The sequence below is a fragment of the Flavobacterium sp. GW823-FHT06G12 genome, assembly GCF_058794775.1.
In genome coordinates, this window is the sequence record NZ_JBXAHE010000003.1 from 610,907 (window position 1) to 627,873 (window position 16,967).

10 protein-coding genes are annotated in these 16,967 nt (G+C 35.5%); all 10 read left to right on the plus strand.

Annotated elements, in window-relative coordinates:
* The first annotated feature begins 103 nt into the window (after positions 1–103).
* The 10 genes from AC1Q5Z_RS15070 to AC1Q5Z_RS15115 all read left to right on the plus strand — a co-directional run bounded on the left by AC1Q5Z_RS15070 (position 104) and on the right by AC1Q5Z_RS15115 (position 16,966).
* Positions 104–2,341 (plus strand): GH92 family glycosyl hydrolase, encoded by a 2,238-nt coding sequence (locus AC1Q5Z_RS15070; protein ID WP_492445669.1) that lies wholly within the window; start codon positions 104–106, stop codon positions 2,339–2,341.
* A gap of 22 nt (positions 2,342–2,363) precedes the next feature.
* Complete coding sequence (locus AC1Q5Z_RS15075; protein WP_492445671.1) at positions 2,364–4,241, plus strand: sodium:solute symporter family protein; 1,878 nt, start codon at positions 2,364–2,366, stop codon at positions 4,239–4,241.
* Between the two features lie 238 nt (positions 4,242–4,479).
* On the plus strand, positions 4,480–5,445 hold the full coding sequence (locus tag AC1Q5Z_RS15080; protein WP_492445673.1) for a glycoside hydrolase family 130 protein: 966 nt from the start codon (positions 4,480–4,482) through the stop codon (positions 5,443–5,445).
* 7 nt (positions 5,446–5,452) lie between these two features.
* On the plus strand, positions 5,453–6,520 hold the full coding sequence (locus AC1Q5Z_RS15085) for a carbohydrate-binding family 9-like protein (protein ID WP_492445675.1): 1,068 nt from the start codon (positions 5,453–5,455) through the stop codon (positions 6,518–6,520).
* Positions 6,495–7,613: a putative glycoside hydrolase gene (locus AC1Q5Z_RS15090; RefSeq protein ID WP_492445677.1), complete on the plus strand. Its 1,119-nt coding sequence runs from the start codon at positions 6,495–6,497 to the stop codon at positions 7,611–7,613. The genes AC1Q5Z_RS15085 and AC1Q5Z_RS15090 overlap by 26 nt, the downstream gene beginning before the upstream one ends.
* A 90-nt stretch (positions 7,614–7,703) precedes the next feature.
* A complete protein-coding gene (locus AC1Q5Z_RS15095; protein ID WP_198857342.1) occupies positions 7,704–8,726 on the plus strand; it encodes an isoaspartyl peptidase/L-asparaginase family protein in 1,023 nt (340 codons plus the stop codon).
* A gap of 288 nt (positions 8,727–9,014) precedes the next feature.
* Positions 9,015–11,327, plus strand: a complete 2,313-nt coding sequence (locus AC1Q5Z_RS15100; RefSeq protein WP_492445679.1) for a beta-N-acetylhexosaminidase — start codon at positions 9,015–9,017, stop codon at positions 11,325–11,327.
* A 12-nt stretch (positions 11,328–11,339) separates the two neighbouring features.
* Positions 11,340–13,193, plus strand: a complete 1,854-nt coding sequence (locus AC1Q5Z_RS15105) for a glycoside hydrolase family 35 protein (RefSeq protein WP_492445681.1) — start codon at positions 11,340–11,342, stop codon at positions 13,191–13,193.
* Between the two features lie 36 nt (positions 13,194–13,229).
* Positions 13,230–14,714: an alpha-L-fucosidase gene (locus AC1Q5Z_RS15110; protein ID WP_343583843.1), complete on the plus strand. Its 1,485-nt coding sequence runs from the start codon at positions 13,230–13,232 to the stop codon at positions 14,712–14,714.
* A gap of 11 nt (positions 14,715–14,725) precedes the next feature.
* Positions 14,726–16,966: a GH92 family glycosyl hydrolase gene (locus tag AC1Q5Z_RS15115; RefSeq protein ID WP_343584581.1), complete on the plus strand. Its 2,241-nt coding sequence runs from the start codon at positions 14,726–14,728 to the stop codon at positions 16,964–16,966.
* Position 16,967 lies beyond the last annotated feature (1 nt).

Sequence of the window (16,967 nt, forward strand, 5' to 3'; positions counted from 1 at the left end):
CTATTTTTTGATGTTTAGAGCTGTTTAAATGTCGTCCGTCTAAAAATATTTTGGTAAAAGTTGAATTTGTATAAATTTAAAGTTAAATTAATATTGTTTTGATATGAGGAAAATTACGCTGCTTTCTCTGACGGTAATTTTTACTGCAAGTTGCAAAATAAATGTAGATAAAAATAAACATCCGCAAAGTTTTGCAACAAATTATGTTGATCCTTTTATAGGTACTGGAGGCCACGGACATACATATCCTGGTGCAACAGTTCCGTTTGGGATGCTTCAAGTGAGTCCAGATAATGGAATTTCTAGTTGGGACTGGTGTTCGGGCTATCATTATTCTGACTCCATAGTTTCTGGATTTAGTCATTTACATTTAAGCGGGACAGGAATCGGTGATTTGGCAGATATTTTATTTATGCCGACAGACAAAAAGTTAGACTTAACCGCCAAAGCCGCTTCACGCGATTTCTTACCGTATAAATCAAAATATAATCATGTTAACGAAAAAGCAATACCGGGTTATTACCAAGTTTTTCTTGAAGATCCTAAAATCAATGTAGAATTAACTTCTACACAAAGAACCGCATACCATAAGTATACCTATAATAATAACAACACACAATCTGTTGTTGTCGATTTAGGTTTTGCTATTAATTGGGACAAAGCAACAAAAACAGCTATTACAGTTGAAGATGCAAATACTATTAGCGGTTACCGTTATAGTACAGGTTGGGCAAAAAATCAGAAAGTATTTTTTGTAGCAAAATTTTCTAAGCCAATTATTGAATCTATTATTACCGCAGATAAAAAAGTAGTTTCTGCGAAAAGCGCTGAAGGCGAAAATACTGCTCTTCAATTATTTTTCGATCCTAAAAACTCTAAAGAATTAGGCGTAAAAGTGGCGCTTTCTTCTGTAAGTATCGCTAATGCGAAAGATAATCTAGAAGAGAACAAAGAATTTGAGAAAGTAAAAACAGACGCTTCTGCAGTTTGGAACAAAGCTTTAAGCAAAATCACAGTTGAAACTCCAGTCGATTCTTTAAAAACTATTTTCTATACGGCTTTATACCATGCTCAAGTTGCTCCAGTAACGTACAGTGATAAAAACGGACAATTTAGAACGGAGGATGATAAAATTGTAACTTCAAAAAATTACACAGCGTATTCCACCTTATCTCTTTGGGACACGTTTAGAGCTGAAAATCCATTGCTAACTATTTTGGATCCGAATAGGGTTTCAGATATGGTGAATTCGATGTTAGCGTACTACGAAACCAAAAAGATACTTCCGGTTTGGACTTTATATGCAAATGAAACCAACACAATGACAGGATATCATTCGATTCCGGTTATTGTTGATGCTTATTTAAAAGGCATTAAAGGTTTTGATGCTGAAAAGGCTTTTGAAGCAATGAAAGCAACAATGATGCAGGACGAGCGCGGATTGAATCTCTACAAAAAATACGGTTACATTCCTTATAATTTATTAGACGAATCAGTTACGATTACTTTAGAATATGCTTATGATGATTGGTGCGTTGCTCAAATGGCAAAAGCTTTAGGAAAAACAGCTGATTATGAGTTTTTCTCCAAACGTTCAAAAGCTTACGAATATTTATTTGATGCCAAATCTGGTTTCATGAGAGGAAAATCCGAAGATGGGAAATCATGGAACGAGCCTTTCGATCCAAAACACTCTAATCACAGGGAACATACAGATTATACTGAAGGAAATGCTTGGCAACACAGCTGGTTTGTGCCTCATAATGTAGATGAATTCATTAAACTTCACGGAGGAAATGACACTTTCACAAAACGTTTAGAACAGTTATTCACAGAGAGTTCTGAAATTACAGGAAACAATGTTTCAGCAGATATTTCTGGTTTGATCGGACAATATGCACACGGAAACGAACCAAGCCACCACATTGCTTATATGTTCAACCATGCAGGTCAGCCTTGGAGAACGCAATATTGGGTTCGTCATATTTTGGACACACAATATAATACCACAGCGAATGGTTTGAGCGGAAACGAAGATTGCGGTCAAATGTCGGCTTGGTATGTATTTAGCTCAATGGGATTATATCCTATGAATCCAGCTTCGGGAGAATACGAAATTGGAAGTCCAATTTTTGAGAAATCGACTTTAAATCTTCCAAACGGAAAAACTTTTGTAATTGAGGCAGAAAATGTTTCAGACAAAAATTTCTATATCCAATCAGCTACTTTAAACGGAAAAACATTTAATAAAACAGCCATTTCTCACCGAGAAATGCAAAAAGGCGGTGTACTTCATTTTGTAATGGGAGCACAGCCAAACCAAAATTGGGGTCTAAACTAACTAATTCAAAATAAATAATTTAATGAACATTATTGACGTATCAATCATTTTAATCTATATCGTACTCTCGGTCGGTATCGGAATCTGGATTTCAAGAAAAGCATCAAAGGGACTTGATGATTATTTCCTTGGTGGGAAATCAATCAAATGGTATTTCTTAGGATTGAGCAATGGCTCAGGAATGTTTGATGTTTCAGGAACTTCCTGGATGATTGGAGTTTTATTTTTATATGGCGTAAAAAGTTTCATGTTTATGTGGCTTTGGCCAATCTGGAATCAGATTTTTGTCATGATGTTTCTCGCAGTCTGGATTAGAAGATCAAAAGTAATGACGGGATCTGAATGGATTTTAACTCGTTTTGGAAGCGACAAAGCTGGAAAAGCATCGCATATTATTGTAGCTATTTTTGCTATTATTTCTACAATTGGTTTCATTGCTTATTTCTTTGTTGGAATCGGAAAATTTGTAACCATCATTCTTCCTTGGGATTTAACAGTTCACATGAATGGTTCTGTTTTCTTGACTTCAGAACAAGCTTATGCATTGTTAATCATTTTCTTAACTACAATTTATACCGTTAAAGGTGGAATGTTTTCTGTAGTTGCGACAGAAGTAGTGCAATATATTATTATGATTGTTGCCGGAGTTTTAATCGCGGGTTATGCATTCATCAATTATACAGATATTCAAATCAATTCGGTTATTACGCCAGAATGGAAAAATGTTTTCTTTGGATGGGAATTTGAAACGCAATGGAGCGATAAATTCGAAACTTTCAACAGATTAATTGATACTGAAGGTTACAAAATGTTCGGCGCTTTCATTGGAATGACTTTATTCAAAGGATTTTTCGCGAGTGTTGCAGGACCAACTCCAAGTTATGATTTACAGCGTGTTCTTTCTACAAAATCTGTAAAAGAAGCGGCTTACATGAGTGGTTTTACCAACTTGATTTTATTCATTCCGAGGTATTTATTAATCACAGGAATTGTAGTTATTGCCTTAGTAAATTTAGCTCCAGAATTAAACGCAAACGTTAATCTAACAGGAGCAGATTTAGAATTATTGATGCCAAAAGTGGTGAATCTTTATATCCCAGTTGGAATTAAAGGAATTCTTTTAGCAGGATTATTAGCCGCTTTCATGTCTGGATTCTCAGCCTTCGTAAATGCAGGCCCAGCGTATATTGTAAATGATATTTATAAAAAGTATTTCAAACCTGTTGCTTCAAACAAACACTATATTAAAGTAAGTCAGATTTCTTCTTTCTTGGTTGTTGGTCTTGGAGTTTTCATGGGATTCTTCGCAGACTCTATCAACTCACTAACACTTTGGATTACAAGTGCTTTGTATGGAGGATATGTTGCGGCCAACTTTCTGAAATGGATTTGGTGGCGTTTTAACGGATGGGGGTATTTCTGGGGAATGGTCGGCGGATTAATAGCAGCTTCTCTTCAATTCGTTTTAGATCAAAACAAAGGAAATTTAGCAGAGGGAACATTCTTGCATGATCTTTCGCAAGTGCCATCAATTTACTTGTTCCCATTAATTTTCGGAATGTCAATATTAGGTTGTCTTTTAGGAACTTATCTAAGTAAACCAACCGATATAGAAGTGCTGAAATCTTTTTATAAAAACGTTAGACCATGGGGATTCTGGAATCCAGTTTACAAGCAATTAAAAGCAGAAGACCAATCTTTCCAAAAAAATAATGATTTCTATCTAGATATGATGAATTGTGTAATTGGAATTGTATGGCAGTCAAGCATGATTCTGCTTCCAATTTATTTCATTATCAGAGATTATCCGAAAGCTGGAGTTGCTTTGGTGGTTTTCTTAGTGACGACTACTGTGTTAAAGTTTACTTGGTTGGATAGAGTTCGTAAGATAGAAGAATAATACGTGTAGCAACTTTGTCAAAGTTTCAAACTTTGACAAAGTTTTACATACAGTTTGTCATTTCGACGAAGGAGAAATCTTCGCAAGAAGCTCCATCTCGTAAGTTGCCAATCTTTGTAGAGTTACTCGTGGAGATTTCTCCTTCGTCGAAATGACAAAACTGTTTGTGACAGTTCAAAACAACAGTCACAAACAAAAGAATAAAAGAATAAAAAACTAATAAATAAAAGAACAAAAAATGAGTACTATTCCTTGGCAAGACAGACCCGAAAACAGTAAAGATGTAATGTGGAGATATTCTGAGAATCCAATTATCGACAGATATTCGATTCCTTCATCAAACAGTATATTCAATAGTGCAGTTGTACCTTTTGGAGACGGATATGCTGGGGTTTTCAGATGTGATAACAAAGCGGTTCAGATGAATATTTTTGCTGGTTTCAGTAAAGATGGTATCAATTGGGACATTAACCATGAACCAATTGAGATGAAATCTGGAAATACAGAAATGATTGAATCTGCTTATAAATACGATCCACGCGTGGTTTGGATCGAAGACCGTTATTGGATTACTTGGTGTAATGGTTACAACGGACCAACAATTGGTATTGGTTACACTTTCGATTTTAAAGAATTTTTCCAATGTGAAAATGCCTTTTTACCATTCAACAGAAACGGTGTTTTATTCCCACAAAAAATCAATGGAAAATACGCGATGTTGAGCCGTCCAAGTGATAACGGACACACGCCTTTCGGAGATATTTGGATCAGCTATAGCCCAGACATGAAATATTGGGGAGAACACAGATTGGTAATGAAACCAAGTCCGTTTGAGCAAAGCGCTTGGCAATGTACAAAAGTGGGTGCAGGACCAATTCCGATTTTAACTGAAGAAGGTTGGTTAATGATCTACCACGGAGTTATTAATACTTGCAACGGTTTCCGTTATGCAATGGGTTCAGCGCTTTTAGATGTTGATTCGCCTGATCAAGTAAAATACAGAACGCAGCCTTATTTATTAGGACCAGCAGAAACGTATGAAATGGTTGGAGATGTTCCAAACGTAGTTTTCCCTTGTGCAGCTTTACACGATATAGAAGAAGATAAATTAGCAGTTTATTACGGGGCTGCAGATACGCACGTAGCAATCGCTTTCGGAAAATTAAGTGAAGTAATTCAGTTTACAAAAGAAAATAGTTTATAATATAAAGATGCATAGTAGAAGTAAATTATTGTCCCTTGCCGTTTTTTTTGTTGGATTGATGGGTTATTCGCAATCTGAAAAGGAGGTTACACCAAAAAGTTATATTGCGTATAAGACTTCAAAAGAAATTGTTATTGATGGCGATGAAGCAGATAAAGCTTGGGAAAAAGCATCTTGGACAACTCCTTTTGTCGACATAGAAGGTGTTGAAACTCCAAAATACAAGACTCAGGTTAAGATGCTCTGGGACGATAATTACTACTATATTCTGGCAAAAATAGAGGAGCCTCACGTTTGGGCAAATCTAAGACAGCGTGACACTATTATTTTTTATAATAATGATTTTGAGGTTTTTATCGATCCAGATAACGATACGCACAATTATTATGAATTGGAAATTAACGCCTTAAACACGGCTTGGGATTTATTCATCAATAAACCATACCGAGAAAAAAACACGGTTTTAAACGACTGGAATATTACAGGATTAAAATCGGCTGTAAAGATTGACGGAACGTTGAATAATGCTTCCGATATTGATAAAGGCTGGACATTAGAAATAGCCATTCCGTGGTCGGTTTATAAAACATCCTATTTTGATGATATTGTTCCGAAAGATAAATTTTGGAAAGTTAATTTTTCTAGAGTGAATTGGCAGCATTCAATTGTTGACGGAAAATATGAACGTAAAAAAGATTCAGAAGGAAAATTTCTCCCAGAATACAATTGGGTTTGGTCGCCTATGGGAGTGATAAATATGCATGAGCCCGAAAAATGGGCTTATGTATACTTCTCTTCAAAAGAAAGCGACGATGAATTTACAATTCCGCAGGAAGAAAAAGTAAAATGGGAGCTGTATACTTTGTATCGTGCTCAGAAAAGATATTTCGAAAAGAATAAATCATGGGCAAAATCACTGCAAAGTATCAGTAAAAAAAATATAGTTGTTGATGGAAAAGTTTTAAAACCAGTTTTAGAAAATCATTCATCAGGATTTAATATCTTGGTAAAGAGTCCTTTTTCAAACAAAACCTTAATAATTAAAGAAGATGGTAAAATTATTACGAACGAATAAGCTGCAAAAACTATCAAAAGTTTTAGTATTAGCGCTTTCGCTGAGTTTATTCTCTTGCGGACAAAAAGAAAATAAAGATCAGCAAAACGGAAAATTCACTTTTGGAGTCTGGACAACTGCTGATGCTAAAAAATCGGATGCAGATTATTCAAAAGAATTCAAAAAATACAAAGATGGCGGAATCGATGAAATTTTAATTAACACTCAAACCGATCCGAAACTATTAGCAAGATTAGTTCCGCTTGCAAAAAAAGAAGGACTAAAAGTGCATGCTTGGATTATGGCAATGAACCGCCCGAATGATTCAGTTGCATTACAACATCCGGATTGGTATCAAGTAAGTAAAGAAGGAAAATCTTGTTTTGATAACCGTCCTTATGTAGATTATTACCAATGGCTTTGCCCAACTAAAGAAGAATCCAGAAATCACGTTTTAGGTTTGGTTGAAGGTTTAGCAAAAGTAGAAGGAATCGAAAGTGTGCATTTAGATTACATTCGTTTCCCAGATATTTTCTTGCCAATTAGTTTATTACCAAAATACAACTTAGTTCAGGATGTAGAATTACCACAATTTGATTTCTGTTATTGTGATGCCTGTGTAAGTAAATTCGAAAAAGAACATCATAAAAATCCGAAAAATAGCCACAACACTTCAATTGATATGGAGTGGAAAAACTTCAGATTAAATGCAGTAAAAGCGGTAGTTGATGATGCGTATAAAATCGCACACAAATACAATAAAAAATTAACGGCAGCAGTATTTCCTTATCCGGAAATGGCAGATCACATGGTGCGCCAGCGTTGGGACAAATGGAATATTGACGAAGTATATCCAATGATTTATCATAGTTTTTATGATGAAGAAATTGACTGGGTTGGTTACGCAACCAAACAAGGTGTAGCCGATTTAGAAGGAAAACAAACGAAAGTAAATACAGGAATTTATATTCCGGGATTAAAATCGGATGCAGAATTGAAAGAAGCGATTTTGCTGGCCAAGAAAAATGGTGCAACAGGAGTTTCATTTTTTGACGGAAATGCCTTATCGGATAGTAATTTAAAAACAATTGCAGCCGTAAAATCGGCCTTGTAGTCGATTTTACTGGGATTAAAAATTATTACTGATTAATTTAGCAACATTAAGAACGTTTTGTTTCTGAAAGTTGAATTAAAACCAAAAGACATGTCAAATAGAAGAGATTTTATTAAGAAAACCACTTTAGGCACTTTAGCCATAAGTTCTGTTTTGGGCGTAAGCGGATTTGCTGCCAATCATGAAAATGAAGAAACAGCAGAACCAAAAGAAAAAAAGCAGACCAAACCAATTATTATTTCGACATGGAATCACGGTTTGCCTGCGAATAAAGAATCCTGGAAGAATTTAAAAGAAGGAAAATCAGCTTTAGATGCAATCGAAGCGGGAATGAAAATACCTGAAGCAGATCCAACTGTACGTAGTGTTGGTTATGGAGGATATCCGGATCGCGAAGGAAAAGTTACCTTAGATGCTTGTATTATGGATCATAACAGCAATTGCGGTTCTGTTTGTTTTTTACAAGGAATAATGCATCCAATTTCTGTTGCGAAAAGAGTATTGCAAAATACGCCTCACGTAATGTTAGCAGGGCAAGGTGCATTGCAATTTGCTTTGTCTGAAGGTTTTAAAGAAGAAAACTTACTAACACCAGAATCTGAAAAAGACTGGAAAAAATGGCTGGAAGATTCCAAATACAAACCAGTTATTAATATAGAAAATCACGATACCATAAGCATGCTAATGTTAGACCAAGATGGCAACCTTTCTGGCGGATGTACCACGAGCGGTGCAGCTTGGAAAATGCACGGACGCGTCGGTGACTCCCCAATAATCGGCGCGGGTCTTTTCTTGGATAACGAAGTAGGCGCAGCTGCAGCAACGGGTTTAGGAGAAGCTGTAATTAGAACTGCTGGAAGCGCAATGGTTGTCGAATTAATGCGTCAGGGAAAATCTCCTTATGATGCTTGTAAAGAAATTACAGAGCGTATTTACAACAAACATAAAAACCACAAAGACATGGAATACCTGCAAGTTGGTTTTATTGCTTTGAATAAAAACGGTGAATACGCAGGTTACAGCTTAAGATCAGGATTTAATTTCGCTGTTTCTGATGATGCAAAAGGACATAGAATGGAAGATGCGAAATTTAAAATGTCTTGGGATAAATAAATATGATTACGTTGGATGGATTTTAATCCATCCCTACAATATATTTCGAGCCAATGGCTCTTTCATAAAAAGTTCCGAAGGAACGGATTATTTTGTAGCAACGGATTTTAATCCGTTGAAGAGATTAAACGCAATATTTGTCATTTCGACGAAGGAGAAATCTCCGCAAGAAACTCTACAAAGATTGGCGAGTTACTTTGAGGAGCTACTAACGAAATGACAAACTAAACCTAAAAACTACATCTTTAAATGTTTGAACAAACAATTAGAGAAACCAAAAAACAAAGAATGAAAAAATTACTATTCCTATTAACCGTAATCACTTCAATTTTCTCGGCTAACGCGCAGAAAGTTTACACGGAAAGTGATATTCGCATCATTCCGAAACCGACTCAGACCCTTATTAAAACAGGTGTTTTTGAATTTACAAAAGACACAAAATTTGTAGTAAACGGTGATTTCCAAAAAGATGCTGCAAATGCTTTGGCTTCTAAATTTGGGACTGCTGCAGGATGGAAACCAGAAGTGACTACAAAAGCGCCTGCGAGTAATTATGTTTTATTAAAAACAGATCCGAACTTAAAGAATGAAGCTTACGTTTTAGATGTAAATCCAACGAATATTGTTATTTCTGCAAAAGGGAATAATGGTTTTTTATATGCTTTAGAAAGTATCAGACAATTACTTCCTGAAGCAATTGAAAGTCAATTTGCAATTACCTCTGCAAAATGGCAAATTCCAAGTTTGACTATTAATGATGAACCTCGTTTTAAATGGAGAGGTTTAATGTTGGATTTTTCACGTCATTTCTTTGATAAAAATTATGTTTTAGCGACAATCGACCGTTTGGCAGCACATAAAATGAATGTTCTGCACATGCATTTAGTAGACGATCAGGGTTGGAGAATTGAAATCAAAAAATATCCAAAACTAACAGAAGTTGGTGCATGGAGAGTAGATCAGGAAAACAGAAGCTGGAATGCCAGATTAACGACAAATCCTGACGAAAAAGGAACTTATGGTGGATTCTTCACACAAGAAGAATTAAAAGAAATTGTAAAATATGCCGCAACAAAAGGAATTGAAGTAATTCCGGAAATTGAAATGCCAGCTCACGTAAGCAGTGCCATTGCATCTTATCCGGAATTGGCTTGTTTTGAGCAGAGAATTGGAGTTCCTTCTGGAGGAGTTTGGCCTTTAACAGATATTTACTGTGCAGGAAAAGAAACTACGTTTGAGTTTTTACAGAATGTTTTAGACGAAGTAATGGCAATTTTTCCTTCAAAATATGTTCATATTGGAGGTGATGAAGCAACTAAAACCAATTGGGCAAAATGTCCGCACTGTCAAAAAAGAATTAAAGACCAGCACTTAAAAAGTGTAGCAGAATTACAAAGTTATTTTGTAAAACGTATTGAAAAATATGTTAATTCTAAAGGTAAAAAACTAATCGGTTGGGACGAAGTATTGGAAGGTGGATTAAATCCTAGCGCAACAATTATGTGTTGGAGAGGCGAAAAAATTGGTGCAGAGGCTGCTAAACAAGGCCACGATGTAATTATGTCTCCAGAATCTCCTTGTTATTTTAACTTCTATCAAGGACCTCAAAATGAAGAACCTTTAGCTTTTGATGCTTATAATCCTTTGAATAAAGTATATCAGTTTGATCCAGTTGTACAAGGAATGACTCCTGAAGAAGCTTCGCATATTTTAGGCGGACAAGCCAATTTATGGGCAGAACATATCGCTGGTCCAAAAGATTCTGAATATATGATTTTCCCAAGATTAGCCGCTTTATCAGAAACATTATGGAGTCCGAAAGAGAAACGTAATTGGAACGATTTTACGTCAAGATTGTTTTCAATGTTCAAGCGTTACGATTATCAGGGATTAAATTATGCAAAAAGCGCTTATTTGGTAACGGCTTCTTCTACAGCAGATTTGGCTAATAAACAAGTGAAAGTGGAATTGAAAAATGAATTTCCAAATCCAGATATCCGCTATGTTTTAGGAAACCAAAGCATTGATCATCACGCTATAAAATACACTACTCCAATTGAAATTAAAGAAACTACGGTTTTAAAAGCTTCTTTATTTCAAGACGAAAAACCAGTTGGAAAAACATTTACAGATACTATAGTTTTCCATAAAGGATTTGCGAAAAAAGTAAAATACTTAACGCCTTTTAATGAAAATTATAAGGGAGATGCCAATACAATGGTTAATGTAATCAGAGGAAGCAAAAATTTCCATGATGGACAATGGCAGGCTTGGCTGGTTAATGATATGGAATTGGTAATTGACCTTGAGAAAGTAGAAAGTATTGAACAAGTTACAGTTGGAGCTTTAGAAAGTCAAGGTGCTGGAGTTAATTTCCCAATTCAAGTGAAAGTTTTAATTTCTACTGATGGAATTAAATATACGCAAGTTGGAAAAATAACACGTCCGTATGCAGCAAATCCAGTTCCGGAGTTGAAAGATTTCAAAATCAATTTCCAAAAACAAAATGCACGTTTTGTAAAAGTAATCGGTGGCAACTTAAAGAAAAGCCCAAAAGGAGAAAGCTCTTGGTTGTTTGTCGATGAGATTTTGGTGAATTAAATATTTTAAAAAATGAATAAGATATTATTTAAGCTCGGTGTATTATTGATTTGCGTGATGCCGTTTTTTACAAAAGCGCAAACCAAAGGATTTTCTATATCTAATGGAGAATTTCAAAAAGATGGGAAAATTATAAAAATACATTCGGGAGAAATGCACTATGAGCGTATTCCTAAAGAGTATTGGAGACATCGATTGCAAATGATTAAAGCTATGGGATTGAATACCGTGGCAACTTATGTGTTTTGGAATTATCATGAAATTGAGCCAGGTGTATGGGATTTTAAAACGGGAAATAGAGATTTGGCAGAGTTTTTACGTATTGCTAAAAGTGAAGGATTATATGTAATTCTTAGACCAGGCCCGTATGCATGTGGTGAATGGGAATTTGGAGGATATCCTTGGTGGTTGCAAAATAATCCAGATTTAGTAATTCGTACCAATAACAAAGCATTTTTGCAAGCTTGTAAAACGTATCTAGAACATTTATATGCAGTCGTAAAAGGAAATTTTGCTAATCAAGGAGGCCCAATTATCATGGTTCAGGCTGAAAATGAATTTGGTTCTTATGTTTCTCAAAGAACTGATATTAGTGCTGAAGATCATAAAGCATACAAGACAGCAATTTACAATATACTTAAAGAAACGGGATTCCCAGAACCATTTTTTACTTCTGATGGTTCTTGGTTATTTGAAGGTGGCATGGTTGAAGGCGTATTGCCAACTGCAAATGGGGAATCAAATATAGAAAATTTAAAGAAGCAAGTTGATAAATACCACAAAGGGCAGGGGCCTTACATGGTCGCAGAGTTTTATTCTGGTTGGTTGGATCATTGGGCAGAGCCATTTATTAAAGTTGGATCTGAGGAGATTGCAAGCCAAACTAAAAAGTACCTTGATGCAGGCGTTTCTTTTAATTATTATATGATGCACGGCGGTACTAATTTCGGATTTACTTCTGGAGCAAATTATAATGAAGAAAGTGATATTCAGCCGGATATTACAAGTTATGACTATGATGCACCTATTAGCGAAGCAGGTTGGGCAACACCAAAATTTATGGCCATTCGTGAAGTAATGCAAAAGTATTCTAAAACAAAATTAGCGCCAATTCCAGAGAAAATACCAGTTACAAAATATCCAAATCAGCCTGTCAAAGCAAGTATGGATGTTTTAAGTTGGATCAAAAAAGAAAAAGCGGTTGTAAATGATCAGCCTTTGACATTTGAAAAGTTAGGTCAGGGAAATGGATATGTTTTGTATCGAAAAAGATTTACGCAGCCAATTTCTTCTGGCAAATTGAAAATTGAGGGATTGAGAGACTTTGCTACCGTTTATGTAAATGGAATTAAGGTTGGTGAATTGAATAGAGTTTTCAAAAATTATGAACTGACAGTTTCTATTCCGTTTAACGGTATTTTAGAAATTCTGGTTGAAAATATGGGGCGTATTAATTACGGAGCCGAAATTGTACATAATACGAAAGGAATTATTTCTCCAGTATTCATTAATGAATATGAAATTAGTGGTGGTTGGGAAATGTATAAAATGCCAATGAGTGAAGTGCCAGCTATTAAAAATGAGACGATAAAATCGGGGCGCCCAGTTTTATATGAATCTACAGTAAACATCGATAAACCAGCTGATACTTTTCTTGATATGTCTGCTTGGGGAAAAGGAATTGTATTTGTTAACGGACACAATCTTGGACGCTACTGGAAAGTAGGACCACAACAAACGCTGTATGTGCCGGGCTGTTGGTTGAACAAAGGTGTAAACAATTTTGTCGTGTTGGAGCAGCTTAATGAAAAGAACCAAACAGAATTAACTTTTACAGATCAACCGATACTTGATAAACTAAACTAAAAAACAAAGAATAATAAATTATAAATTAGATTAAAGATGAAAAAAGGAATATTCATAATCGCCCTTTTATTTTCAGCTCAGATATTCGCGCAGGCGATTTATGAAGATGAAAGATACGTACCAGAAACAGATCCGTTAGTTTTAAAGAACTTAGACGAATGGCAAGGCAAAAAATTTGGTTTGCTAATGCACTGGGGAACTTACAGCCAGTGGGGTATTGTAGAATCTTGGTCTATTTGTCCAGAAGATTATGGATGGTGTGAACGTAAAAAAGGAAGCAATCCGTCTAATTATAATGATTATATCAAAGATTACGAAGGTTTAAGAAAGACTTTTAATCCAGTAAAATTCGACCCTGCAAAATGGGCAAAAGCGGCTAAATATGCTGGAATGAAATACATGGTTTTTACCACCAAACACCATGATGGTTTCAATATGTATGATACTAAATATTCTGATTACAAGATTACTAGTAAAGATGTTCCTTTTCATACGAACCCGAAAGCAGATGTTTTAAAAGAAATTTTCAACTCTTTTAGAGGAGAAGGTATTTCAACTGGAGCTTATTTCTCTAAACCAGACTGGCATAACGAAAACTATTGGGATCCTTATTTTCCTCCATTCGACAGAAACGTAAACTACGATCCGTCTTTATACCCTGAAAAATGGCAGAAATATGTTGATTTCACGCACAACCAAATCTTAGAAATCTTAACAAACTACGGTAAAGTTGATATCTTATGGTTAGATGGAGGATGGGTTAGAAAAAGAGACCAGGTTAACATCAGAGAAAACTACGACGAGAAATTTACTGAAAACGAATCTAAAAACGGTTTCATTAAACATAGAGTGGTAGATCAAGATCCAAAAATGGATGAATTGGTTGTAAAAGCGCGTCAGAAACAACCAGGTTTAATTGTGGTAGATAGAGCAGTTCACGGTAAAAACCAAAACTACTTAACACCAGAAGGACGTGTTCCTGATAAAACATTGCCTTATCCTTGGGAATCTTGTATTCCAGCTGGTGGTGGATGGTCTTATTCTCCAGGTGCTCAATACATGACAGGAAGACAAGGAATCCATTTGTTAATTGATATTGTAGCTAAAGGCGGAAACTTATTATTAAACGTTGCTCCAAGTCCAGAAGGAGAATGGGATAAAGGCGCTTATGATTTATTGCAAGCTTACGGAGATTGGATGAAAGTAAACAGCACAGCGATTTATAACACAAAACCAATCGAACCTTATAAAGAAGAAAACATTTGTTTTACACAAAATAAAGCAGGTAATGTATTTGCATTTTATTTAGCTAAAGAAGGAGAAGACAAAATTCCTGCTGAAGTTACTGTAAAAGATATCAGTCCTAAAAAAGGAACAAAGATTACGATGTTAGGTTCTAAAACTTCTTTAAAATGGACAAAAGAAGGAAACGGATTTAAAGTAGTAATTCCAGAAAGCTTAAGAAACAATCTTCCTGCAAAAGAAGCTTGGACTTTAAAAATCGAAGCGATTAACAGATAAGAATGAAACCTATGGTTTTAAATACAAACAAATTTCAAACAGCATGTATTTTTTGCATGCTGTTTTTTAGCATTACTATTTTTGCGCAAGAACCTGCCGATTTTGTTAATCCGTTTATTGGGACTTCCAATTATGGCGCGGCTTATCCGGGACCAATTGCACCACGCGGAATGGCAAGTATTAGTCCTTTTAATGTGGCTGGAGTAAAAAATACACCTATGGAAAAAGACAGTCAGTGGCTTTCGAATCCGTATGTGAATGAAAATACTTTTTTGACAGGTTTTAGTCAAGTTAATTTAAGTGGAGTCGGCTGTCCAGAATTGGGCGTTATTTTATTAATGCCAACGACTGGAGCAGTAGAAGTCGATCATTTAAAATATGGTTCTACTTATTCTAATGAAGTTGCAAAAGCGGCATATTACAGCGTAAACATCGACAAGTATAAAGTAAAAGGCGAATTTACAGCTTCAAAACGAGTTGGGATTAGCAGATTCACTTTCCCGAAAGGGCAATCTAATATTTTGCTAAATCTTGGTTTAGGATTAACGAATGAAGAAGGTGCCATGATAAAAGTGGTTTCTTCAACAGAGATTGAAGGAATGCGTTCTGTCGGATCATTCTGTTACAATAGCCCAGAAGATGCTTATCCGGTTTATTTTGTGGCTCAATTTTCTAAACCTGCCGATAAATTCGGAGTTTGGAAAAAAACTGCGAAATACAACGGTGTCGAAGCACAATGGATGGGATACAACGGAAAAACCAGAATGATGGAAAATACGATCAAAACCGTTGTGGGGGATAGTATTGGAAGCTATTTTACCTATAAATTCGATAAACAAGAAACGGTTGAAGTGAAGATTGGAATTTCGTACGTAAGTATCGAAAATGCTCGTGAAAACTTAGCAAAAGAAGTGGGGAACAGATCTTTTGACGCAATTTACAAAGAAACCTATAACGAATGGAACGAAGAATTGTCTAAAATTTTGGTTGAAGGTGGTACAAAAGATGAAAACACGATTTTCTACACAGCTTTGTATCACACTTTAATTCATCCAAATACTTTAAATGATATTAACGGACAATATCCCGTAATCAAAAGAAGTGAAATTCGTAAAACCAAAGATACTCGTTATACCGTATTTTCTTTGTGGGACACGTATAGAAATGTCCATCCGTTAATGTCTTTGGTTTATCCAAAACAGCAATCGGATATGGTAAAAAGTATGTTAGATATGTTCGATGAAAACGGCTGGTTACCAAAATGGGAATTGAATTCGACTGAAACTTTTACCATGGTTGGAGATCCTGCAAGTATAGTAATTACAGATACTTATATGAGAGGGATTCATGATTTTGATGTTAGTAAAGCATATTACGCGATGTTGAAAGGCGCAGATAATATTGAAAATAATCCGCTTCGTCCGGGATTGAAAGATTATATCAAAAAAGGATATTTGACAACCGACCATAAAGGTCCAGTTTCGACGACTCAGGAATACAATATTTCAGATTATTCCATTTCGCTTATGGCCAACGAATTCGGAGACAAAGACAATGTAAAACGTTTTAAAGAACGTTCTTTATCCTACAGAAAATTATTTGATAAAAACTTTAATCTGCTTCGTCCAAGAACGCCTGACGGAAAATGGTACGAACCTTTTGATCCTGCTTCTGGAGCTAATTTTGAAGAAAATGTTGGGTTTATCGAAGGAAATGCTTGGCAGTACGCTTTTATGGTTCCGCACGACATTATAGGATTAAAGAAATTAATGGGTGGTGATCAAGCTTTTTCGGCGCAATTGCAGAAAATTTTTGATATCAAACAGTTTGATATGGCAAACGAACCAGACATTGCCAATCCGTATTTATTCAATTATGTAAAAGGCGAAGAATATAAAGCTCAGGATATGGTAAAGAAATTGGTTCAGGAATATTTCAAAAATGAACCAAAAGGATTACCAGGAAATGATGATACCGGAACAATGTCGGCTTGGTTGGTTTATTCGATGATGGGAATTTATCCAATTTCTCCAGGAGATCCAATTTACACCATTACAGCGCCTATGTTTCATAGAGTGACGATCAAATTAGATCCAAGATATTATAAAAAAGAAAGCATTGTAATTGAAAGACAACTCAATAACGGGGGAAAAATCAATTCGATTGAGCTAAACGGAAAATCACTTAATACCTTTTTTATTTCACACGATGATTTTGTGAATGGGACAAAGCTTAAAGTGATCCAAAATTAAA

Bases quoted from the DNA above. Each gene is read 5' to 3' on its own strand.
- AC1Q5Z_RS15090 (WP_492445677.1), top strand. From the start codon at position 6,495: ATGGTAAAATTATTACGAACGAATAAGCTGCAAAAACTATCAAAAGTT.
- AC1Q5Z_RS15100 (WP_492445679.1), top strand. From the start codon at position 9,015: ATGAAAAAATTACTATTCCTATTAACCGTAATCACTTCAATTTTCTCG.
- AC1Q5Z_RS15105 (WP_492445681.1), top strand. From the start codon at position 11,340: ATGAATAAGATATTATTTAAGCTCGGTGTATTATTGATTTGCGTGATG.
- AC1Q5Z_RS15080 (WP_492445673.1), top strand. From the start codon at position 4,480: ATGAGTACTATTCCTTGGCAAGACAGACCCGAAAACAGTAAAGATGTA.
- AC1Q5Z_RS15095 (WP_198857342.1), top strand. From the start codon at position 7,704: ATGTCAAATAGAAGAGATTTTATTAAGAAAACCACTTTAGGCACTTTA.
- AC1Q5Z_RS15075 (WP_492445671.1), top strand. From the start codon at position 2,364: ATGAACATTATTGACGTATCAATCATTTTAATCTATATCGTACTCTCG.
- AC1Q5Z_RS15085 (WP_492445675.1), top strand. From the start codon at position 5,453: ATGCATAGTAGAAGTAAATTATTGTCCCTTGCCGTTTTTTTTGTTGGA.
- AC1Q5Z_RS15070 (WP_492445669.1), top strand. From the start codon at position 104: ATGAGGAAAATTACGCTGCTTTCTCTGACGGTAATTTTTACTGCAAGT.
- AC1Q5Z_RS15110 (WP_343583843.1), top strand. From the start codon at position 13,230: ATGAAAAAAGGAATATTCATAATCGCCCTTTTATTTTCAGCTCAGATA.
- AC1Q5Z_RS15115 (WP_343584581.1), top strand. From the start codon at position 14,726: ATGGTTTTAAATACAAACAAATTTCAAACAGCATGTATTTTTTGCATG.